This window comes from Paenibacillus thiaminolyticus, assembly GCF_007066085.1.
GTDB lineage: Bacteria > Bacillota > Bacilli > Paenibacillales > Paenibacillaceae > Paenibacillus_B > Paenibacillus_B thiaminolyticus.
On record NZ_CP041405.1, the window covers coordinates 5,245,081 to 5,261,855 of the forward strand.

12 protein-coding genes are annotated in these 16,775 nt (G+C 54.7%); all 12 read left to right on the top strand.

Going from position 1 to position 16,775, the window contains the following annotated elements; genetic code table 11:
- The first annotated feature begins 177 nt into the window (after positions 1–177).
- The 12 genes from FLT43_RS23310 to arcC all read left to right on the top strand — a co-directional run bounded on the left by FLT43_RS23310 (position 178) and on the right by arcC (position 16,609).
- Positions 178–1,344: a sugar diacid recognition domain-containing protein gene (locus tag FLT43_RS23310; protein WP_087440827.1), complete on the top strand. Its 1,167-nt coding sequence runs from the start codon at positions 178–180 to the stop codon at positions 1,342–1,344.
- A 145-nt stretch (positions 1,345–1,489) separates the two neighbouring features.
- Entirely contained in the window at positions 1,490–2,758 is a 1,269-nt protein-coding gene (locus tag FLT43_RS23315) for a GntP family permease (RefSeq protein WP_087440826.1), read from the top strand.
- Between the two features lie 63 nt (positions 2,759–2,821).
- Positions 2,822–3,967 carry a glycerate kinase gene (locus tag FLT43_RS23320; RefSeq protein ID WP_087440825.1) on the top strand — a complete coding sequence of 382 codons (1,146 nt, stop codon included), beginning with the start codon at positions 2,822–2,824 and terminating at the stop codon, positions 3,965–3,967.
- 227 nt (positions 3,968–4,194) lie between these two features.
- Positions 4,195–5,865 (top strand): PucR family transcriptional regulator, encoded by a 1,671-nt coding sequence (locus tag FLT43_RS23325; RefSeq protein WP_244194046.1) that lies wholly within the window; start codon positions 4,195–4,197, stop codon positions 5,863–5,865.
- Between the two features lie 1,203 nt (positions 5,866–7,068).
- A complete protein-coding gene (gene allC, locus FLT43_RS23330; RefSeq protein ID WP_087440824.1) occupies positions 7,069–8,295 on the top strand; it encodes an allantoate deiminase in 1,227 nt (408 codons plus the stop codon).
- 70 nt (positions 8,296–8,365) lie between these two features.
- Entirely contained in the window at positions 8,366–9,604 is a 1,239-nt protein-coding gene (locus FLT43_RS23335; protein WP_087440823.1) for an MFS transporter, read from the top strand.
- A 23-nt stretch (positions 9,605–9,627) separates the two neighbouring features.
- A complete protein-coding gene (gene allE, locus FLT43_RS23340) occupies positions 9,628–10,392 on the top strand; it encodes a (S)-ureidoglycine aminohydrolase (RefSeq protein ID WP_087440822.1) in 765 nt (254 codons plus the stop codon).
- A gap of 99 nt (positions 10,393–10,491) precedes the next feature.
- The gene (allD, locus tag FLT43_RS23345) at positions 10,492–11,541 is read left to right on the top strand and encodes an ureidoglycolate dehydrogenase (protein WP_087440913.1); all 1,050 of its coding nucleotides are present in this window, start codon (positions 10,492–10,494) and stop codon (positions 11,539–11,541) included.
- A 79-nt stretch (positions 11,542–11,620) separates the two neighbouring features.
- Entirely contained in the window at positions 11,621–13,381 is a 1,761-nt protein-coding gene (fdrA, locus tag FLT43_RS23350) for an acyl-CoA synthetase FdrA (RefSeq protein ID WP_087440821.1), read from the top strand.
- Positions 13,382–13,483: 102 nt separating this feature from the next.
- Entirely contained in the window at positions 13,484–14,743 is a 1,260-nt protein-coding gene (locus FLT43_RS23355) for a YlbE family protein (RefSeq protein WP_087440820.1), read from the top strand.
- A complete protein-coding gene (locus FLT43_RS23360; RefSeq protein ID WP_087440819.1) occupies positions 14,718–15,692 on the top strand; it encodes an oxamate carbamoyltransferase subunit AllH family protein in 975 nt (324 codons plus the stop codon). The genes FLT43_RS23355 and FLT43_RS23360 overlap by 26 nt, the downstream gene beginning before the upstream one ends.
- Positions 15,674–16,609 (top strand): carbamate kinase, encoded by a 936-nt coding sequence (gene arcC, locus FLT43_RS23365; protein WP_087440818.1) that lies wholly within the window; start codon positions 15,674–15,676, stop codon positions 16,607–16,609. The genes FLT43_RS23360 and arcC overlap by 19 nt, the downstream gene beginning before the upstream one ends.
- Positions 16,610–16,775: the final 166 nt, after the last annotated feature.

Sequence of the window (16,775 nt, forward strand, 5' to 3'; positions counted from 1 at the left end):
ACGAGAAACTCGGGCGTGCGGTTATAAAAGTTTATTTTTTGAACAACCTCTAGTAAGGGTGTATATTACGTTATGCTGGAGCTTAATGCCCCTGTCCTGACAAGAGCGCGGTTCGCCGCGCTTGCCGGATGGAGGGCGTTTTTTCATATCGCGTGAGATGAACAGGTGGTAGATCAGATGAGCAGACTGACAAAAGAATTAGCGCAGGAAATTGTGACGAGGACGATGCAAGTGATTCACTATAACGTCAACGTCATGGATGAACGGGGACGGATTATCGGATCCGGAGACCGTTCGCGGATATATCAGAAGCATGAAGGGGCGGTCATTGCGATTGAGCGGAAGGGGCGCTTCGAGATAGACGAGGAGAGCGCGCGGAAGCTGCAAGGGGTGCTGCCCGGCACGAATCTTGCGATTCAGTTCCAGGGCGAAGTCGTGGGCGTGATCGGCATTACCGGCGATCCGAACGAGGTGACCAAGTACGGCGAGCTAGTGAAAATGACGGCAGAAATGTATCTGGAGCAAGCCGATCTTCTGGAAAAGGCCCAGTGGGACAAGCGGATGAAGGAGGATTTCCTGCTGTCCGTCATTCACGCGGACGGTAAGGATAACGATATGCTGCGCCTCCAGGCGGAACGGATCGGCTTCAATCCGGAGCGGTCGCGGGTCGCGTGCATTATGGAGCTGACAGGGGCGGAGAACGCGGATGCGCTGCCTACGCTCAAGCGAGTGGTCGAGCTGCTGGAGGGGCGGCCCGCCATCGACCTGATCGCCATCCGCAATACGCGCCAGATCGTGCTGTTCAAGCCGCATCTGCATCCGCGCGAGCCGGGTGCCGATATATGCGAAGGCATCGGCCGCATCCGCAGGCTGCTGGAGGAGAAGCAGATTGCGCCCCTCCGGATCGCCGTCGGCAAGGCGTATTCCGGCATCGGCGGCTTAATCGCGTCATACCGTTCCGCGCAGGATACGATGCGTGCGGGCCAGGCGATTTTCCCGGAGCAGCCGGTATATTATAGCGAAGACATGCCGAATGAGACAGCGGCGGCCAATGTCAAGCCATCTTGGATAGGGGAAGAGCTGCAGCGGCTATGGCAGCGGTTCGCGCAGGAGGACAAGAGCGGGGAGCTGCAGCAGACGCTGCAGGCTTATTATGAGGAGAACGGCGAACAGCGGCGCATTGCGGAGCGTTTGGCGATTCACCGGAATACGCTTCGTTACCGTCTGCAGCGCATTCATGAAGCGACCGGCAAGGACCCGAAGCATTTTCGCGACTTATATACGCTGATGACGGCCCGCTGGTTAAGCGCGCTAGGGGACAAGGAGAACGAGAGCAGCGTCTGAGCGGGCCCGCATCTGTTGTGCATTTGAACAAAAAACATGCTCAATAAAGCGCTGTATTTCATTTTTATGCATGATGAAGCGCTTACACATTACAGGTACAGTAATAGTACAAGGAATTGATATAACACCTTAGGGGGAGTACACTATGGACGTATCTGTAACTGTGCTCGGTGCTTTGACGGCATTGGTCGTAGCCATTGTACTAATATTGCGTAAAGTTCCTCCGGCGTACGGCATGATGATTGGCGCGCTGGCCGGCGGGATTGTCGGCGGGATCGGGCTGGTCGATTCCGTGAACCTGATGATGGATGGCGCGAAGGGCATGATACCGGCCGTGCTGCGCATCCTGGCTGCCGGTGTACTGGCCGGCGTCCTGATTGAATCGGGCGGGGCCAAGACGATTGCCGAGACATTGGTCCGCAAGTTCGGCGAGACGCGCGCCTTGTTCGCGCTGGCGTTCGCGACGATGGTGCTGACGGCGGTCGGCGTCTTCATCGACGTCGCGGTCATCACGGTGGCGCCGATTGCGCTCGCGATTGCGCAGCGCGCCGGCTTGTCCCGCATGGCGATTCTCCTCGCCATGATCGGCGGCGGCAAGGCCGGCAACATTATGTCGCCGAATCCGAACGCCATCTCGGCGGCGGAGGCATTCAACATTCCGCTGACATCGATGATGATGGCGGGAATTATACCGGCTCTGTTCGGGCTTTTTGCCACTTATCTGATTGCCAAGCGGCTGACGAAGAAGGGCACGATGATTGCCGCTGAAGAAAGCGTTGACAATGGCGAGCAGCAGCTTCCAAGCTTCCTGGCAGCCACGATGGCGCCGCTCACGGCGATTGTGCTGCTGGCGCTGCGCCCGCTGGCCGGCATCGTCATCGACCCGATTATCGCATTGCCTGCCGGGGGCCTCGTTGGCGCCTTGTGCATGGGACGCATCAAGCACATCAATCAATATGCGATATCGGGCCTCGGTAAAATGACGGGCGTGGCGGTTATGCTGCTCGGCACGGGAACGTTGGCAGGCATTATATCGAACTCGCAATTGAAAAATGTCATCATCGACAGCCTGGCCTCTTCCGGCCTGCCGGCTTACTTGCTGGCCCCGATAAGCGGCGCGTTCATGTCCTTGGCCACCGCTTCGACGACGGCAGGCACGGCGGTCGCAAGCTCGGTGTTCGGCTCGACGATTATGGAGCTTGGCGTCGCTTCGCTGGGCGCTGCGGCGATGATTCATGCCGGTGCGACCGTCTTCGACCATATGCCGCACGGCAGCTTCTTCCACGCGACGGGCGGAAGCGTTAACATGGCGATGAAGGAACGGCTGCGTCTCATTCCGTATGAGACTCTGATCGGCCTTGTCCTGGCTATCGTCTCGACATTGGTGTTCGGCGTATTCGGCTGGTTCCTCTAACCCGGGATGGCAACGGGGAGCAGTGACCGAAGGTTAAGGTTTGATGGAGAGGGAGTGGAGAGAATGAAGGTTGTAATTGCTCCAGACTCATTTAAAGAGAGCTTGTCCGCACTGGAGGCATGTCACGCGATAGAGAAAGGATGGCTCCATGTCTATCCCGAAGCGGAGATCATACATGTGCCGATGGCTGACGGCGGGGAGGGCACGGTGCAGTCCTTGGTCGATGCGACGGGCGGACGCTTGATTCACCGCGAAGTGACGGGACCGCTCGGCACGCCCGTAACCGCGTTCTACGGCTTGCTTGGCGACGGAAAGACGGCGGTGATCGAGATGGCCGCCGCCTCGGGTCTTGCGCTTGTGCCGCCAGCCCAGCGCAATCCGCTTGCAACGACGACGCGCGGCACCGGTGAGCTGATTATGTCGGCGTTGGACGAAGGCGTCAGCACGATCATTCTCGGGCTGGGCGGCAGCGCCACGAACGACGGCGGCGCGGGCATGGCGCAGGCGCTCGGCGTGCGGCTGCTTGATGCCAGCGGGGCGGAGATCGGCTATGGCGGCGGAGCATTGCACCGCATCGCCCGCATCGACGTGAGCGGAGCCGATCCGCGGCTGAGGGACGTTGCCTTCGTAGCTGCATGCGATGTGGACAACCCGCTAACCGGAGAGCGGGGGGCGTCGGCCGTATTCGGCCCTCAGAAAGGCGCCGGGCCGGACATGGTGCGGCAGCTTGACGGCAATCTCGCCCATTATGCGGCGATGATTAAGGCCTGCTTGGGCCGCGACGTAGAGGGGATTCCCGGCGCCGGCGCAGCCGGAGGGCTCGGCGCGGGCGTGCTCGCCTTTTTGGACGCCGAGCTGAAGCGGGGCGTCGATATCGTCATCGAAGCGACCGGACTCGCTTCGCATGTGAAGGATGCGGATCTCGTCATTACGGGGGAAGGCCGCATCGACAGCCAGACGATTTACGGCAAGACGCCGATGGGCGTGGCCAACACGGCCAAGCGCTATGGCGTGCCGGTTATCGGCATCGCGGGCTCGCTGGCGGACGGGCATGAAGTGGTTCATGAGCACGGCATCGATATGGTGTTCACGATCGTGCCCGGTGTATGCAGCCTGGACGAGGCGATGAGCCAAGCCGCTGCCAATATGGAGCGCACGGCGCGCAACATTGCGAAGACGTTGCAATGCGGCAGCAATTTGGGGAAATAAGTCAAGTAGTATAGGGCGGACGCTTTCTTGTTGGAAGGCGCCGCCTCTTTTTATGTCGTGACATTCACAAAAAATTCATCTTGCCTATGTCAATGAGTGAAGAATTGCATGCTGACATGCTATACTGTTAAGTGTAGCAAGGAAATACGGTATTGTCTTTTCTTTGCTCGACGAATCTACCTCTACACCGAGAGGAGGGGGACACCATAGAATTCAGGGTAAAGGATTTGTTACAGATCGACACATTGAAGCAAGCGTTCGTCGTCAGCGGCAAACAGGGTCTGAACAACCTTGTTCGCGGTGTCACTATTATTGAAGCGCCGGATATCGCGGAGTGGATTAACGGGGGAGAAATGCTCCTGACCAGTCTGTACCCGCTGCAATCTTTCGATTATAGTGAACAGCAGATCTTCATGGCGCAGCTTGCTGATAAAAAAGTAAGCGCTCTCGTTATCAAGACGGGACGATTTGTTCATGATATTCCATCCGGACTCATTGAAGCATCAGAGAGGCTTCATCTGCCTATCATCCAAATTCCGAAGCAAGTTCCTTATCGTGAAATTATGTATCCGGTGATGGAATTACTTTTTAACAAACAAGTGGTAAAGCTCAAATATTTCAAAGAAGTCCATGACCGATTTATCGCGCTTACGCTTGCCAATAAAGGCGCAGAAAATATTATCATGTCTTTGAAAAAACTGATTGGCAATCCTGTTACTTTATATGACCGGAACTTTTATCCGATATCGGCGACCGACCCGGATCTGGTGCAGTTTGAGGTGCTGGAGCACGAGGAAGTGGATGGTGCCCGCATCGATACGGAATTTGCATGTTTTCGGCAGCGCGTGCTTTACCCGGAATGGGGCGGCCGAACGTGCGAGCATCTTGTTGTTCCGGTAGAAACAGTAAATCATATCAAAATCCATCTCGTTATCCATGAGACGCGCAAAACTGTGGAAGCACTGGATTTCATTGCCATTGAAAACGCGGCTACCTCCTTATCGCTCGATCTCGTCAAGCAATATGCCGTAGCCGAAGTGGAGATGAAATTCAAAGACGACTTAATCGATGATCTGCTTAACGCCAAGATCGAATCGCTGCAGAGTGTGTACCAGAGGGCCAATTTGATTGGTTGGGATTTGAACAAGACCTATGTTGTCGTGCTGTTCCGGCTGCAGATTGTGGATGGTTACGATGAGAGCGAACTGGATCTGTACAGTCTTCATAACCCATATCAGCGCTTGCTGTATGATATCATTCAACGCCAGCTTCCGGAAGGAACCATCCGTATCCGTAACGATCAGCTCGTTGTACTGTGGGGAATCGAGACTCCTCCAGCTGATAAAATGGCCTCCTTGCGCATGATAAAGGCGGCAGCGAGGAACATTCAGCACACATTTTGCAAACGAATTCAAAGCATCGATCTGCAGGTAGGCATCGGGAACGCGGCCCATTCGATATCAGAGCTGCCCCGCAGCTATAAGGAAGCGCAAGATGCATTGCACCTTGGGACATTGATTAATGGCAATTCCGCGATCTCTGCCTTTTCGGATTTGGGCATATACCGCTTGCTCTGTCAAATCGAAGATGCCGACGAACTCGCAAAGTTCCTCCCGCTATCATTAAAAAAATTGCTCGTCTATAAACAGCCGAACCGGGATGATTTAATCAAAACGCTGCAGACGTTTTTGCAGCACCATCAAAATGCCGCCAAAACCGCCGAAGAACTTTACGTCCACTATAAGACCGTGACCTACCGGATTGAACGAATCAAAGAAATTACCGGCATGGATATGGATGACCCGGATGAGATGCTGTCGGTCCAAGTCGGATTGAAAATTCTCGTCTTGCTCGAGGATCATCCCGTCGCGTCGCAACCAGAGCTTGTGGGCGTGTAACCAAGACAGAATAAAGCCTTCACCATCCAGGCTCCGCTTACTGAGAGGAACAAAGCTCTCTGCAAGCGGAGTTTTTTGGCATATCAAAACTAGAGAATCTCATATATGCGACACCTCTTATAAACAATCTCCCATCAAGTCAGGAAGGCGAATATGTGCGGAATTCCTTATGACCCGTCTCCCATCGGTTCAGGAAAGCGAATATGTGCGGAGTTCCTTATGACCCGTCTCCCATCGGTTCAGGAAAGCGAATACGTGCGGAGTTCCTTATGACCAATCTCCCATCGGTTTAGGAAAGCGAATACGTGCGGAGTTCCTTATGCTCAATATCCCATCGAGTCAGGAAAGCGAATATGTGCGAAATTCCTTATGACCAATCTCCCATCAAGTCAGGAAAGCGAATATGTGCGGAGTAGCTTATTAGCCATCTCCCCAGGGCTGAGGAAGCATCTGTGTGCCCACTTAATATGCACTATCCCTAGCAATCAGAACCAAGTTTTTCACGTATGACTTTGGTTTCCCTTCTAGATAGTGAGCTATTGCCCAGTGGTCTATGGACAGTTTCCATATTTCAAAACATTGGTCAAGTAGGTTAAACCTGATCCAAGGGAGAGTGGAACAAAGAGCTGAAACAGAAGGGGTGCCTGACCTAATGGGAGGGTGGGACAAAGAGCGTAAACCGAAGGTAACCTAACCCAATGGGAAAGCGGTGCAAAGAGCGTAAACCGAAGGGGTACCTGACCCAATGGGAGAGTGGTGCAAAGAGCGTAAACCGAAGGTGGACCTGACCCGATGGGAGAGTGGTGCAAAGAGCAGAAACAGAAGGGGTACCTGACCCAATAGGTGACTGATAAGCAATGAACTAAAACTGGGTGGAGGGCACTCCATCTGTGAATTCTGTCAACGATTGGCGGCTTTCGATCCACAGGAAAGCTGCTTTTTTGTTGCCTTTATCCGAAGTGGATAAAAAGGCGGGTTGTTTTTTATCGAGATGCCTCGATGTTATTCGTTTTTGAAGCGTTTACAATCAAGATGCAAGCAAATTAAGACCTTATTCATGCGAGTTCAAAAGGTCACACCTGCAGGTATTTTCTAGTTGATCAGCGGGCGGTTTGAACAGCTAAGGTTGCGCCACGGGTAAGCGGCACGCCGTTTATCCCGCTTGGATAATGCGCAAATCTTACAGAAAGGACAGATATGGTCATGGATAATATCCAAACGGAAACGGTCCGTCTTGTCGAATGGCTGAGCGAGTTCGGTAAAGACCCGGCTGGAGGCGTATCGCGCCTGCTCTATTCCGATGTGTGGACAGCTGCGCAAAAAGCTTTGGAGCAGTACATGCAAGCGGAAGGATTCACTACGTATTACGATGAGGTCGGCAATCTGTTCGGGCGGTTGGAAGGAAGCCAGTTCCCGGATGAAACGATTATGAGCGGATCTCATGTGGACACTGTTCTGAACGGTGGTAAGTATGACGGGCAATACGGCATTCTCGCCGCTTTGCTGGCGATTAAGACTCTGAAGGAAAAGTACGGCCAGCCGCTGCGTACGCTGGAGGTGGTCTCGTTCGCGGAAGAAGAGGGCAGCCGCTTCCCGTATACGTTCTGGGGCAGCAAAAATGTGGTGGGTATCGCCAAAAAGGAGGACGTGCAAGACATTGCAGACTTCAAAGGCGTGCGCTTCACGGAAGCGATGGAGCAAGCGGGATTCGGCTTCCGCAAGGAGCCGGTGAAGCCGCGCACCGATATTCAAACGTTTGTCGAGCTGCATATTGAGCAGGGCAACGTATTGGAACGCGAAGGCTTGTCCGTTGGCGTCGTTCACAGCATCGTCGGCCAGCGGCGCTTCACCGTCGAGATTGGGGGAGAGGCGAATCATGCCGGCACGACGCCGATGGGTTACCGCAAAGATGCGGTTCACGCAGCAGGCCGGATGATTCAGCAAATTCTGGATCTGGCGCAAGAGAAAGGCGATCCGCTCGTGACAACGGTCGGCAAGATCGAGGTGACGCCGAATGTGGTCAACGTCGTGCCGGGCAAGGCGCTGTTCACGCTCGATATCCGCCATACAGACAAAGCGGAGCTGATCCGGTTCACTGATGAAGTGACGGAAGTGATGCAGCGCACCGCTGAAGCAATCGGCGTGGAATTGAAGGTAGATATGTGGATGGATGAGGATCCTGTCCCTATGGATCAACGGATTCTCGACGTACTAGAACGGCAGTGCCGGACAAATAACATTCCGTTCAAGCTGATGCACAGCGGAGCGGGTCACGATTCTCAGATTATGGCGAAATTTGTGCCTACGGCCATGCTGTTCGTTCCAAGCCGCAATGGAATTAGCCACAATCCGGCAGAGTATACGAGTCCGGAGCATCTGGCAGACGGGGTTCGCGCTTTGACCCACGCTCTGCATGAGTTGGCGTATTAAGCATGATAGGCATTAAACAAAGGACAAGCAGGCAGGCACAAATTGATTTGCGCTGAGGAGAGTGAGAATTATGAGGGACGTCAGCCAACAGGGTAAGTGGGAATATTGGAAAAAAGTCATCGTCATGCTTTGTCTCGGATGGACGGTCATTTGGATCTACCGCACCATCTTGAATCCGATTCTTCCCGAAATTCAACAAGATTTAAATGTAACGTCAGATGCAAGCATGGGCCTCATCTTCAGTGTATTTTTCTTCGCCTATACGATGATGCAAATTCCGTCAGGGTTGTTGGCAGATAGGTTTGGGCGGAAGACGATCATCATTCCGGGATTTATTTTGTTCACCTTGGGTGCAATTCTTGTCGGGTTCTCGACCTCACTCATGTTCATCCTGGTCGCGAGCTTCATTACCGGGTTGGGGCAAGGTACTTATTATGGTCCGGCTTATTCCATCTCATCGGAGACGATACCGAAGGAGAAGCGGGGCATTTCCACGGCGATCATTAACAGCGGTTCCGCCATCGGTATGGCCATCGGACTTATTGGATCGAGCTTCCTGGTGAAGGATGCCGGCTGGAATTGGCGGGTGCTGCTCTTTATTACGGCAGGCTTGGCCTTCAGCTTGATGCTGGTCTTTGCCAAAAACATCAAGAAGAACACGCCGCAGTCCAAAGCAGCTGTCGGGACTTCGGACGCCGAGAACCAAGACAAGGCGACATTTAAACGGCTGTTAGCCAATCCGAAGATGGTTGCCTCCTATGTGCTGTATTTTGCAACCTGTTATGGATATTATATGATCGTGACCTGGCTCCCGTCGTATTTGCAGGATGAACGGGGCTTCACAGGGACCGCGATCGGCTTCGCGGCCGCCCTGGTTGCGTTCAGCGCAGTGCCTGGCGCTTTGCTGTTCAGCCGGCTGTCGGACAAGTTCATGCACAAGAAGATTACGTTCATCATCATTTTGGAACTGCTGGCCGCAGTGATGCTGTACTTGACCGTCTCGGTCCAGACGACCACTTTGCTTATCGTCTGCCTTATCTTGTACGGCTTCCTCGGCAAGCTGGCCGTAGAGCCGATCTTGATCTCGTATGTGGCGGATATCGCGCCGAAGCAAGGAGTCGGATCTACGTTCGGAATTTTCAACTTTTTCGGCATGATGTCATCGGTTGTAGCGCCGTTCGTTACGGGTCTCATTTCCGACGCGACGGGCAGTAAAGTATTAGGCTTCTATCTGGCGACGATCATCATCTTGGTCGGAGCGGCCGTGATGCTGCTGGCTAATATGAAGAAGACGCCTCAGACGTCTTAATTAATAGAAGGAGAGTGTGCAATATGGGTTATCCAAAAGATTTGTTGTCGAGCCGTTCCATCATCAAGCGCGGCAATTTTGCCTTGATTCCGCCTGAGGGCTTGGTCAAAAATACAGTGCCCGGCTTTGAGCAATGCGATATCTCGATTCTGGCATCTCCGCGGCTTGGCGCCAAATTCGTCGATTATGTCGTGACGATGCACGAGGGCGGGAAGAACGCCCGGGGCTTCGGCGAAGCCGGCGTGGAAACGTTCGTGTACTGCATGGAAGGACGGGTGAAGGCCTCTGCGGATGAGCAGTCGTTCTCCCTGCAGGAAGGCGGCTACCTGTATTGCCCTCCGGGCGTGAAGCTCTACTTGGAGAACGAGCAGGCAGAAGATACGCGCTTGTTCTTGTACAAGCAGAAATATCAACCGCTGGAAGGAAGCTCTCTTCCATGGGTCGTATCGGGGAATGTGCATGATCTGGAAGCGGTGGATTACGACGACATGGCGAACGTCAAGCTGAAGGATTTGCTGCCAGCCGACCTTGCCTTCGATATGAATTTTCACATTTTGTCGTTCGAGCCAGGCGGCTGCCATCCGTTCGTAGAGACGCACTATCAGGAGCATGGGGCGATTATGCTGTCCGGCGAAGGTGTCTACAATCTGGACAATGAATGGATCCCAATCAAAAAAGGGGACTACCTCTATATGGGGCCTTATGTGCCGCAAGCGACTTATGCCGTAGGGAGAGAGCCGTTCGCCTACTTGTATTCCAAGGATTGCAACCGGGACGCTACTCTATAGGCGAAGCAGGAAATCGAAACCGCATCCCTGCTGCGGGCTGGGGCTTGCTCCGCCCGGCAGCAGGGGGAAGGCGGAATACTTGCCAGAGAGGGAATGGACATGAGAGTAAGCAAACAGAAATTGCATGAGCTAATCCGAACAAAATTATCCCGGGCCGGACTATCGGCCGCGCATGCGGATGTAGTGGCGGAAGTACTCGTTCATGCCGATGTCCGCGGGGTTCACTCGCATGGCGCCATGCGGGTCGAATATTATGCGGAGCGGATTTCCAAAGGCGGCACGAACGTGAATCCCCAATTTGAATTCAAGAAGACGGGGCCATGCTCCGCCGTGTTGGACGGGGATAACGGAGCGGGGCATGTGGCGGCCAAGCAGGCAATGGCAGAGGCCGTCAATATCGCGAAGGAGCATGGGGTCGCGGTCGTCGGGGTACGGCGAATCGGACATAGCGGCTCCCTGTCCTATTATGTGCAGCAAGCGGCGCGGGAAGGGCTGATCGGTATTTCGGTCTGCCAATCCGACCCGATGGTGGTGCCTTTCGGCGGGGCCGAGCCTTATTATGGAACGAACCCGATTGCTTTTGCCGCACCCGGCGAAGGGAACGAACTCATGACCTTCGATATGGCAACGACTGTCCAGGCTTGGGGAAAAATTTTGCATGCCCGTTCGAAGCATGAGCCGATTCCGGAAACATGGGCTGTCGATGAACGGGGTGTGCCGACGACCGATCCGTTCCAGGTGAATGCGCTGCTTCCGATTGCCGGACCGAAAGGATACGGCTTGATGATGATGGTTGATGTGTTGTCCGGCGTGTTGCTTGGACTGCCGTTCGGGAATCAGGTCAGCTCTATGTATCACGACTTGACCGAAGGCCGGAACCTGGGTCAGCTTCATATCGTGCTGGATCCATCCTTCTTTACCGATTTGGAGGCGTTCCGGCGCAATATTTCGAAGACGATGAGCGATCTGAACGGCATCAAGCCGGCGCCTGGTTTCGAGCGGGTGCTGTATCCAGGCCAGAATTATGATCTGATTGAACAGGATAATGAAGCGAACGGCATCGAGATTGTGGATGAGGTGTATGACTATCTCGTCTCCGATGTGATTCATAACAATGCGTACGACCATAAAGATCCGTTTGCTAAGTGACTTTTCTAACGGAGTAGGGGATTCAACCACTCCAGAGGGAAATCGTCCATACCGAACGGACAACCAGAGGTGAACTAGAATGCTGCATACGATCATTAAAAAAAATTCGTATCAAGATTCCGTCAATTTAATGCTTCTCACGAATCATATTTCCGCGCTTGAAGGCGTCAAGCAAGCATCGATCATGATGGGAACGCCAGCCAACAAGGACATTATGAACAATTCCGGCTTATACACGGATGAGCTCGAGCAAGCCGGGGCGAATGACATGTGCATCGTCATCGATGCCGAGGAGCAGAGCAATCTGGATGACATTCTCGCTGCGGTCGATAGCTTTCTAAGCGACCAATCGGTCAGCTCCGCTTCGTCCTCGCTCGAGAGCGTACGCTCGTGGGAGCGGGCTTTGAAGGAGAACCCGGGCGCCAACCTGGCCATTATCTCAGTACCGGGCCAATACGCAGCAGGGGAAGCCGAGAAAGCGCTCGATTACGGCCTGCATGCGTTCATTTTCAGTGACAATGTGCCTGTGGAGGAAGAACTGAAGCTGAAGCAGAAGGCGCATGAAAAAGGATTGCTCGTCATGGGTCCGGATTGCGGCACAGGAATATTGTCGGGGGTTCCCCTCGCCTTCGCGAACCGCGTCAAGGCAGGCAATATCGGCGTCGTCGGCGCCTCGGGCACAGGTATCCAAGAGGTAACGACGCTCATCGACCGCATGGGCGGCGGGATCAGCCATGCGATCGGTACTGGCGGGCGCGACCTGTCGGAGTCGATCGGAGCGATTACGATGCTGGACGGCATCCGCGGACTGGAGCATAACGACCAGACCGAGGTAATCGTCATCGTGTCCAAGCCACCGGCGAAGGCAGTGCGCGATCAGGTGGTGCGCCAGCTGCAAGGGATGTCGAAGCCGGCGGTTACCCTGTTCCTCGGAGAGAAGCCGTCTGCACATGAAGGCAATGTTTATCAAGCTTATACTTTGGAAGAAGCAGCTAGAATTGCTGTCGACCTGGCCAAAGGCGCCGATGTGCAGCCGCTGTACAGCGTGCCGCTCGATGTGCCAAAGATGGATTTGCAGCCGGGGCAGACTTCGATTCAGGGACTGTATGCCGGCGGTACCCTGGCCGCTGAAGCAGCTATGCTCATCGCGGATGCGCTTCAATTGAAAGACGGCCTCATTCATGAAGACGGTTACGTTCTCAAATCGAACGGTCATGCGATTGTCGATTTGGGCGATGACATGTATACGCAGGGCAAGCCGCATCCGATGATCGATCCGGCTACCCGGGTTCAGTATATCGAGAAGGCAGCCCAAGATCCGGCGACAGCGGTAATTCTGTTCGACGTCGTGCTTGGATACGGCAGCCATGATGATATGGCGAGCGTGCTGGCGCCGGTGATCGAAAAGGCGATTGCCAAGGCGAAGGCGGAAGGGCGCAACCTCTACTTTGTGGGTGTCCTCTGCGGTACGCAGCAGGATCCGCAGTCTTATGCAGAGCAGAAGCGCAAGTTCGAAGAAGCGGGCGTGCTGGTGAAGGAGAGTAATAATCAAGCGGTGCGCACTGTCCTGGCGATGATGAACCTCCGCCTGGAGGATGCGCCGAAGACGCACCGTCCGGCGGCAGCGGTTATGCCGGAAGAGACCTCCGCGTCCGCGCCTGTCGCAGCGCTGCTTGGCGGGAAGCCTTCCGTCATCAATGTAGGGCTGCAGAAGTTCACGCAAGCCATTCTTGCAAGCGGCGCCACGGCAATTCAATACGATTGGCGGCCGGTTGCGGGCGGCAGCGTGAAGATGCAGCGCGTATTGAAGCTATTGAACGAGTACCGGTTCACGAATTAGTATCCGGTGTCGCTTTTCCCGTGGACGATGAATCCACTCCTGTGAACCGCGTCCATGACGAACCATCGACGCCGCAGACGAACAGCTGGGAGGGAATTACAGATGAACTTTAATACTATTGATGAAGCCAATCAGGCGGTGATTGACAAGATTTCCGGCGGTACGCCGTTCCTTGTCGATGCCGTGCCGGCTCACACCGTTATTCCGGAACTGGAAGGCAAGACGCTGCTGCATGCAGGTCCGCCGATCGCCTACCAAGACATGACGGGACCGATGCAAGGCTCATGCGTAGGCGCCGCATTATTCGAGGGCTGGGCGAAGGACGAAGCTGAGGCCCGCGCTATGCTGGAACGGGGCGACATCCGCTTCATGCCGTGCCACCATGTGAAGGCCGTCGGACCGATGGGAGGCATCACGTCCGGCAATATGCCGGTATTTGTCGTCAAGAACCGCTCCGAAGGCAATGAAGCGTACTGCATTATGAATGAAGGCATCGGCAAGGTGCTTCGCTTCGGCGCTTATTCGGAAGAGGTCATTACGCGCTTGAGATGGATGCGGGACGTGCTCGGCCCAACGCTGTCCCGCGCGCTGAAGGCGACGAATGAAGGACTTAATCTGAATGTCATGATCGCGAAGGCGATTACGATGGGAGACGAATTCCATCAGCGCAACATCGCTGCTTCGCTTGTCTTTTTGAAAGAAATCAGCCCTTATATCGTTAGTCTGGATATGGATAAGCAAGAGATGCAGAGCGTCATTAAATTTTTGGCGGATACGGATCAGTTCTTTCTTAACATTATGATGGCCGCGTCCAAAGCTGTCATGGACGGTGCGCGCACGATCGAAGCCGGTACGGTGGTTACCGCGATGTGCCGGAACGGACGCGACTTCGGCATCCGCATCAGCGGCATGGGCGACGAATGGTTCACCGCGCCGGTTAATACGCCGCAGGGACTGTTCTTCACTGGCTATTCGCAAGAGGATGCCAACCCGGACATCGGCGACAGCGCGATTACGGAGACGTTCGGGGTCGGGGGGATGGCGATGATTGCCGCTCCGGGCGTAACCCGCTTCGTCGGGGCCGGCGGATTCAACGATGCGTTGGCGACGAGCAACGAGATGGTCGAGATCTCGATCGACCAAAATCCGAACTTCACGGTTCCGACCTGGAACTTCCGCGGCATTTGCCTCGGCATCGATGCGAGAAAGGTCGTAGAAACCGGAATTACGCCTGTCATTAATACCGGGATCGCCCATAAGGAGCCAGGTGTGGGACAGATCGGCGCAGGCACGGTTCGTCCGCCTGTCGAATGCTTCGAGAAGGCGCTGGAAGCGTATGCGGCCAAGCTCGGACTTCTGTAACACGCCGCAGCATACGAATTGTCTCAAGGGAGAGGAGATGGACGCCCAGCTTGGGGCGCTCCTCGCCCAGAGGCCGACGGGCCGCGTCCACAGCATCTTCGAGAACGGCATCAACCTGGCGATGGGAGACGCGTTGATTTTTGTCGGCACGACGAAGAACGGCAGGCTTCCGTTCGGCATCCATATGGGGCAGGACAGCGTCAAAAGGCTGCGCCGCCATGTTCGGCTCGAGGATACCGTCGTGGCTGAGGGGGCGGACACGATTCGCTTTATCCATCCAGGCGGTCCGCTGACGCTTGATCTGGCGCAGGCCGTCCCATTCCAGTATGAGATCCGATCGGATCGGTATCATTGTTTTCGTGATTTATTTCACGTGAACGAATTTTTGAAAACCTGCCTCACCTGGGGCGTGCCGACCGGACTCGATGTGGAATGGGACCGCTTTCTCGCGAATGATTACCGGCCGGATGAACCGCAGTATGCTGTGGTGCGGCAGGCGGAGCAGCTGCTTGGCGGCCTGTTGTCCGGCGAGGTTCAAGCGGTCGAGGCGCCTTTGCGCTATTTTCTAGGGCGCGGGCCGGGACTGACGCCCTCGGGAGATGACTTTCTCGTCGGTGTGCTGGCCGTTCATAAGCTAACCGGCGCATTTCATCCCGCATGTGTGACCGTCTTGCGCCATATGGTAGAAGGAGAAGCCATTACGACGGATGTCAGCAGGGCCTATTTGCTTCATGCGCTGCAAGGCCGCTTCAGCGACAAGGTCACCCGGGTGATGAACGCGATGGTAATGGAAGATATGAAAGAGATAGAAAACGCAGCTCCGCTCAATTCCAATCTTGAGCAGATGCTTGAGACCGGACACAGCTCCGGGATCGATACGGCATTCGGGATCGCCAGTGCCATCATGGCCCTTAGGAGGAATGAAAGAACATGTCAAAACGAGTTGTGATCGCATTTGGGGGCAACGCTATCTTGCAGCCTCATCAAGCTGCAACCTATGAGAACCAGCTTGCCAATGTGCGCAGCAGCAGCAAGAAGATTGCCGATATCGTGGAAGCGGGCTACGAAGTCATTATTACGCACGGCAACGGCCCGCAGGTGGGATTGATTTTGCAGCAAAATGAAGAAGCGAAAGAGGTTGTTCCGCCATTTCCATTGGATGTGTGCAGCGCGGAGTCTCAGGGCTTCATCGGATATATGCTTGATCAATGCTTGAAAAACGAACTGCGCAAGCGGGGCTTGCCGCAGCAGGTCGTCAGTGTACTCACCCAGACGAGAGTATCACTGGAGGATGAAGCGTTCCTTCATCCAACGAAGCCGATCGGCGTCTTCTACACCGAGGAAGAAGCGAAGCGATTGATGCAGGACAAAGGCTGGAACATGCAGGAAGACGCTGGCCGGGGATGGAGACGCGTCGTTCCTTCGCCGCAGCCGCAATCGATTGTGGAGGCGGATACGATTATGAAGATTGCCGCAAGCGGGGCCATTGTCATTGGTGCCGGCGGCGGAGGCATTCCGGTCGTGCAAGCCGAGGACGGCACGCTTTCCGGGGTCGAAGCGGTGATTGACAAGGATCGCAGCGGTCTCAAATTAGCTCAGGAAGCGAACGCCGATATTTTTATGATGGTCACCGATGTGAAAAATGTCTATATTCATTACGGCAAGCCCGAGCAGAAGGCGCTGGAGCATATCAGTACCGAGGAAGCCAAGCAGTATATCGGGGAAGGGCATTTCTCCAGCGGCAGCATGGGGCCGAAGATGGAGGCCGCTGTGGCATTTGCGGAACTTGGCAAGCACGCTATCATTTGCTCGCTTGACGATGCCGCTCTGGCTCTTCAAGGAACAACCGGGACGCATATTTCCTAATATAATATTGCAAGCAACCGACAGGCTGCGTAAAGCGGAGAAAGACCGCTTGCGCAGCCTTTTTCTTCGATACAAGCCCTGCATCACCGTTCGTCCTGCTGAATATAGTAGAAGTGTTGGCCGTACAAATTTTTCCTTACAACATTTTTACAATCCGATCATCGTC

Coding starts and splice junctions, on each gene's coding strand:
- FLT43_RS23360 (WP_087440819.1), top strand. CDS start 14,718: ATGCGGCCAAGCTCGGACTTCTGTAACACGCCGCAGCATACGAATTGT.
- FLT43_RS23310 (WP_087440827.1), top strand. CDS start 178: ATGAGCAGACTGACAAAAGAATTAGCGCAGGAAATTGTGACGAGGACG.
- FLT43_RS23320 (WP_087440825.1), top strand. CDS start 2,822: ATGAAGGTTGTAATTGCTCCAGACTCATTTAAAGAGAGCTTGTCCGCA.
- FLT43_RS23315 (WP_087440826.1), top strand. CDS start 1,490: ATGGACGTATCTGTAACTGTGCTCGGTGCTTTGACGGCATTGGTCGTA.
- FLT43_RS23335 (WP_087440823.1), top strand. CDS start 8,366: ATGAGGGACGTCAGCCAACAGGGTAAGTGGGAATATTGGAAAAAAGTC.
- allE (WP_087440822.1), top strand. CDS start 9,628: ATGGGTTATCCAAAAGATTTGTTGTCGAGCCGTTCCATCATCAAGCGC.
- allD (WP_087440913.1), top strand. CDS start 10,492: ATGAGAGTAAGCAAACAGAAATTGCATGAGCTAATCCGAACAAAATTA.
- fdrA (WP_087440821.1), top strand. CDS start 11,621: ATGCTGCATACGATCATTAAAAAAAATTCGTATCAAGATTCCGTCAAT.
- allC (WP_087440824.1), top strand. CDS start 7,069: ATGGATAATATCCAAACGGAAACGGTCCGTCTTGTCGAATGGCTGAGC.
- FLT43_RS23355 (WP_087440820.1), top strand. CDS start 13,484: ATGAACTTTAATACTATTGATGAAGCCAATCAGGCGGTGATTGACAAG.
- arcC (WP_087440818.1), top strand. CDS start 15,674: ATGTCAAAACGAGTTGTGATCGCATTTGGGGGCAACGCTATCTTGCAG.